The organism is Pseudomonas edaphica (genome assembly GCF_005863185.1).
In the GTDB taxonomy this organism is placed as follows: Bacteria; Pseudomonadota; Gammaproteobacteria; order Pseudomonadales; family Pseudomonadaceae; genus Aquipseudomonas; species Aquipseudomonas edaphica.
Genome location: NZ_VBVZ01000415.1, coordinates 1 through 5527 on the forward strand (window position 1 = coordinate 1; position 5527 = coordinate 5527).

General features: G+C 62.4%; 5 protein-coding genes and 1 pseudogene. 5 read left to right on the forward strand and 1 reads right to left on the reverse strand.

Features of this window, described 5'->3' with window-relative positions; translation table 11 throughout:
* The 4 genes from FEM54_RS22900 to FEM54_RS22915 form a co-directional block, all read left to right on the forward strand.
* Positions 1-1200: aspartate aminotransferase family protein (locus tag FEM54_RS22900; RefSeq protein WP_138453196.1), on the forward strand; the 1200-nt coding region annotated here is incomplete at its 5' end.
* A 121-nt stretch (positions 1201-1321) separates the two neighbouring features.
* The gene (locus tag FEM54_RS22905; RefSeq protein WP_138453198.1) at positions 1322-2701 is read left to right on the forward strand and encodes an APC family permease; all 1380 of its coding nucleotides are present in this window, start codon (positions 1322-1324) and stop codon (positions 2699-2701) included.
* A gap of 39 nt (positions 2702-2740) precedes the next feature.
* Entirely contained in the window at positions 2741-4231 is a 1491-nt protein-coding gene (locus FEM54_RS22910) for an aldehyde dehydrogenase (RefSeq protein WP_138453200.1), read from the forward strand.
* Between the two features lie 31 nt (positions 4232-4262).
* The gene (locus FEM54_RS22915; protein WP_236462679.1) at positions 4263-4370 is read left to right on the forward strand and encodes a GNAT family N-acetyltransferase; all 108 of its coding nucleotides are present in this window, start codon (positions 4263-4265) and stop codon (positions 4368-4370) included.
* Here the strand turns inward: FEM54_RS22915 and FEM54_RS22920 are convergent.
* The gene (locus tag FEM54_RS22920; RefSeq protein WP_099548714.1) at positions 4348-4950 is read right to left on the reverse strand and encodes a LuxR C-terminal-related transcriptional regulator; all 603 of its coding nucleotides are present in this window, start codon (positions 4948-4950) and stop codon (positions 4348-4350) included. The genes FEM54_RS22915 and FEM54_RS22920 overlap by 23 nt on opposite strands.
* 114 nt (positions 4951-5064) lie before the next feature.
* Here FEM54_RS22920 and FEM54_RS22925 point away from each other — a divergent pair.
* Positions 5065-5527, forward strand: a pseudogene (locus FEM54_RS22925) (hybrid sensor histidine kinase/response regulator); the annotation flags it as partial.

Sequence of the window (5527 nt, forward strand, 5' to 3'; positions counted from 1 at the left end):
GGCCTGTGGTGTACCCAGCTCGGTTATGGCCGCCGCGACCTGACTGCCGCCGCCGCCGCGCAGATGGACCAGCTGGCGTACTACAACATGTTCTTTCACACCACCCACCCGGCGGTGATCGAGCTGTCGGAGCTGCTCTTCAGCCTGTTGCCGGGGCACTACAGCCATGTGATCTACACCAACTCCGGCTCCGAGGCCAATGAGGTGTTGATCCGTACCGTGCGCCGTTACTGGCAAGTGGTAGGCCAGCCGCAGAAGAAAATCATGATCGGCCGCTGGAACGGCTATCACGGGTCAACGCTTGCGGCCTCTGCGTTGGGCGGCATGAAGTTCATGCACGACATGGGCGGCATGATTCCCGACGTCGCGCACATCGACGAGCCGTATTGGTTTGCCCATGGCGGCGAGCTGACACCGGCCGAATTTGGTCGTCGTTGTGCGCTGCAACTGGAAGAAAAGATTCTGGAGTTGGGCGCCGAAAATGTCGCCGGTTTTATCGCCGAGCCGTTCCAGGGTGCGGGCGGCATGATCTTCCCACCAGAAAGCTACTGGCCTGAAATCCAGCGCATTTGCCGCCAATACGATGTGCTGCTGTGCGCCGATGAGGTGATTGGTGGGTTTGGTCGTACCGGTGAATGGTTCGCCCATCAGCACTTCGGCTTCGAGCCCGACACCTTGTCGATCGCCAAGGGCCTGACCTCGGGCTACCTGCCGATGGGCGGCCTGGTGCTGAGCAAGCGTATCGCCGAGGCGCTGGTGGAGCAGGGCGGTGTGTTCGCCCACGGGCTGACCTATTCCGGTCACCCGGTGGCGGCGGCGGTGGCGCTGGCCAACCTCAAGGCGCTGCGCGATGAAGGCATCGTGCGTCAGGTGAAAGACGACACCGGGCCGTACTTGCAGCAACTGCTGCACGACGTGTTCGGCAACCACCCAATGGTCGGCGAGATCCAGGGCACGGGCCTGCTCGGGGCGTTGCAGTTCGTCGAAGACAAGACCACGCGCAAACGCTTTGTCAACGAAAACGACCTGGCCTGGCAGTGCCGCACCTTTGGCTTTGAAGAGGGCGTGATCATCCGCTCAACCCTGGGCCGCATGATCATGGCGCCGGCCCTGGTGGCCACGCGCGCAGAGCTGGATGAGCTGGTCGACAAGACCCGCATTGCGGTAGACCGCACCGCACGGATCGCGGGAAAACTCTGAAGTGACCTGCCCACCACCCTCAGGCGCGGGGTGGCGGGCAATCTCCATCAGACACGGCTTGAACGGCAGCGAGGTTATCGACTGCCGCGATGGCCCGCATCCCTCTTTCCAGGAGTCACCCATGAATACAATAACAAGCGTGGCCGAAACTCCCTCCCATCACACCTCAACCAAAGCCGCTTCAACGCGGCGCTTTCGCCAGCCGCTGGGGCTGGTCGGGCTGGTGCTGTTCGGCCTGGCCTACATGGTGCCGCTGGCGGTCTTTACCACCTACGGGCTGGTCACGCAGATGACCAAGGGGCACTTGCCGACCGCCTATATGCTGACTCTGGCGGCCATGCTACTGACCGCCTACAGCTATGGTCGCATGGTCCAGGCGCATCCGTTTTCCGGCTCGGTTTACTCCTATACGCGCAAGGCGTTTGGTGCGTACTTCGGTTTTATCGCCGGCTGGACCTTGCTGCTCGACTACATCTTTTTGCCGCTGCTCAGTTACCTGCTGATCGGCATCTACATGTCCGAGTACTTCCCCGCTGTACCGACCGCCGTGTGGGTGCTCGGCTCGATTGCGCTGGTAACCACGCTGAACCTGGTCGGTATCGAGTCCATCACGCGGGTCAACTGGATCCTGATCGTGGCCCAGTTGGTGTTCATCGTGGTGTTCGTGGCGCTGTCGGTGCACAACCTCAGCGGTCAGCCGGCGCCCGTTTCGCTGCTGGCGCCATTCCATCATGAAGGCTTCAGCGCACCCTTGATCATGGCCGGTGCGGCGGTGCTGTGCTTGTCGTTCCTGGGCTTCGATGCGGTGTCGACCATGGCCGAGGAAACCCCCAACCCGCGTCGCACCATTCCACTGGCGATCATGGTGGTGTCGCTGTTTGGTGGCTTGCTGTTTTTGCTGGTGTCGTATTTCGCGCAAATGGTCTTCCCGGAATGGAACACCTTCGCCGACCCGGATTCGGCCTCGGTGGATGTAATGCGCCGGGTCGGTGGCGAGGTGCTGGTGACGGCGTTTACCGCCACTTATGTGGCCGGCTGTTTCGCCTCGGCGATGGTCTCCCAGGCCAGTGTGTCGCGGGTGTTGTTTGCCATGGGCCGCGACGGCGCGCTGCCTCGCGTGCTCGGCAAGCTGGTGACGACAAAACGCGTGCCGGCCACCGCGATTGTGCTGGTCAGTCTGTTCTCGTTGATTGCGCTGTTTATCACCCTGGACACAGTGGCCAACATGATCAGCTTCGGCGCGCTGTTCGCGTTCTCGGCGGTGAACCTGGCGGTGATCAAGCATTACGTGGTCGACCAGCAGTTACGCGGCACCCGTAATTACCTGCTGTACGCCGCGCTGCCGGCGCTGGGGTTCCTCAGCACGGTCTGGCTGTGGACCAGCCTGTCGAGCCTGTCCTTCACCATCGGCCTGTGCTGGATGGGGGTTGGCCTTATTTGTTTGCTGGGGATCACGCGCGGCTTGCGCGTGAAGATGCCTGAACTGCAGATCGCGGAATAAAACCTTCGCCTGTCCATCGACCTTCATTGGGAGTACACCGTGTTCGACCTTCATTACTGGCAACAACGCGTTGCCCGCCAGACCTTTATCGACACCGCCTTGATCGGTGGTCGGCCCGTGAGCGCAGCCAGCGGGGCGACTTTTGATGCAATCAACCCTGCCACCCACCAGCTGCTGGCGCGTGTGGCCGCCTGTGGTGACGCAGAAGTAGACCTGGCCGTGCGCAGTGCCCGACAGGCCTTCGACACCGGCCCTTGGCGGCGTATGTCGCCGGTTGAGCGCAAGAAAATCCTGATCAGGCTCTCCGAGTTGCTGATGACCCATCGCGAAGAGCTGGCCCTCCTGGATTCGCTGAACATGGGCAAGCCGGTGATGGACGCCTACAACATTGATGTGCCCGGCGCCGCGAATGTATTTGCCTGGTACGGCGAGGCGCTGGACAAGCTTTACGATCAAGTCGCGCCCACCGCGCACAACGCACTGGCGACCATCACCCGTGAAGCATTGGGCGTCGTTGCGGCGGTGGTGCCGTGGAATTTCCCACTCGACATGGCGGCCTGGAAGCTCGCACCGGCGTTGGCGGCGGGTAACAGCGTGGTGCTCAAACCCGCCGAGCAGTCACCCTTTTCGGCCCTGCGCCTGGCCCAACTGGCCCTGGAAGCGGGTATCCCGGAAGGGGTTTTGAATGTGGTGCCGGGCCTCGGCGAAAGTGCCGGCAAGGCGCTGGGGCTGCACCCTGACGTGGATTGCCTGGTGTTCACCGGCTCTACTCAGGTCGGCAAGTATTTTATGCAGTACTCGGCGCAGTCCAACTTGAAGCAGGTGTGGCTGGAGTGTGGCGGCAAGAGCGCGAACCTGGTGTTTGACGACTGCCAGGACCTGGACCTGGCGGCCGAGAAAGCGGCCTTCGGGATTTTTTTCAACCAGGGCGAAGTGTGCTCGGCCAACTCGCGGCTGTATGTGCAACGCTCCATCCATGATGAATTTGTCGAGCGTGTGATTGCCAAGGCGCGTGCCTGGATGCCGGGTGATCCGCTGGACCCTGGCAGCGCTGCCGGTGCCATTGTCGACAGTGAGCAAACCGCCCGCATCATGAGGGCGATCAATCAGGCCCAGGGCGAGGGCGCCAAGCTGCTGGCGGGTGGCGAGCAAGTGAGCATGAATGGCTCCTCCAACTTCATCCAGCCGACGATTTTTGCTGAGGTGACCGGCGACATGCAGCTCTCGCGCGATGAAGTGTTTGGCCCGGTGTTGGCGATCAGCGCCTTTGACACTGAGGAGCAAGCGATACAGCAAGCCAATGACAGCGTCTACGGGCTGGCGGCCTCGGTCTGGAGTGATGGCCTCAATCGCGCGCATCGGGTGGCGCGAGCGTTGAATGTCGGCACGGTGTCGGTCAACACCGTCGACGCCCTGGATGTCGCGGTGCCGTTCGGGGGTGGCAAGCAGTCCGGGTTCGGGCGTGACCTGTCGCTGCACTCATTCGACAAGTACACGCAGCTGAAAACCACCTGGTTTGCGCTGCGATAGCCGAAGCGGTCAGCCGGTCGTGTATTCATGGGTGCATGGCCGGCACGGTTACCTGCACCATCTGCTGGTAATGCCGGACTACCGCCGCCAGGGCATCGCCCAGGCCATGAAAACGCCTAGAACTCCCCGGAATACTTGACCGCCGCCGCGGCGCGCGAGGGCACTTTCAAACTGCGCAGCAGCGACGACACATGGATGCGCACGGTGAACGGCGAGATCGCCAGGGCCTTGGCGATTTCCTTGTTGGTCTTGCCTTGGGCGATCAGGCGCAGCACTTCCTGCTGGCGCGCGGTGAGGGTGTGGGTGCCCAGCGGCAGCAGGCCGGAGGGAGAAAATTTGACCAGCACTTCGCCTTCGCGGATCGCCAACAGGGCCTGGCCGATTTCATCGGGGCTGATGTTCTTGCCGATAAAGCCATCGGCGCCCAGGGCCATGACCTGATCGATCAGCGCCGGGTCATCGACCATCGACACCACGATCAAGGTGGTGCGCCGCAGTTGCTGGCGCAGGTCGGCCAGTTGGCTCATGCAGGTAAGGCCCGGGAAGCGCAGGTCGAGGATCAGCATGTCGATGTCGCCACACGCGTGGATCAGCGCCTGCACCGCATCGAGGTCGCCGGCCTCTTGCACCACGGCCTCGGGCAACAGGCGCTGTACGGTGCGCAACATGCCTTCGCGAAACATTGGGTGGTCGTCGGCTATGATGATTCGGCCGGTCATGGCGTGCTCCTTCCTGGGGCATGGGTGTGCATTGGCATGCTACTTTAGCACCGCGCCACAGGGACGCCTCTGGCGCGCAAAGGATAGACCGAATGCCGCACAAGGACGTCCCCCATGAGTCATGAGACCAATTCCGAACTCGACCAGGCCAACCTGCGCATCGTGGTGGCCGCCATCGCCATTGTCTACATCGGCGCGCTGGGCTTTTTGCCGGGCCAGTCGGTCGACACCTACTTGCCGGTGATCCTGTATATCGTCGCGTTCCTGCTGGTCTCCATCGCGTTGCGCCAGGTGATCGCGCGCTGGCCAGGGCATTACCCGGCGCGGCGGATATTCGGCATGATCCATGACTACACCGGCACCTCGTTCGGGCTGGTGGTGGGCGGCGAACCGGCATTGCCACTGTATGCGGTGATGGTGTGGGTCAACCTGGGCAACGGCATGCGCTACGGCTCGCGCTACCTGGCGATTGCCACCGGCCTGGCCTTGCTCGCGCTGCTGATCGTGTACCGGCTGACGCCACTGTGGCAGGCGCAGCCGTTCATGGTGCTGATGCTGATGATCACCAGCACGGTGA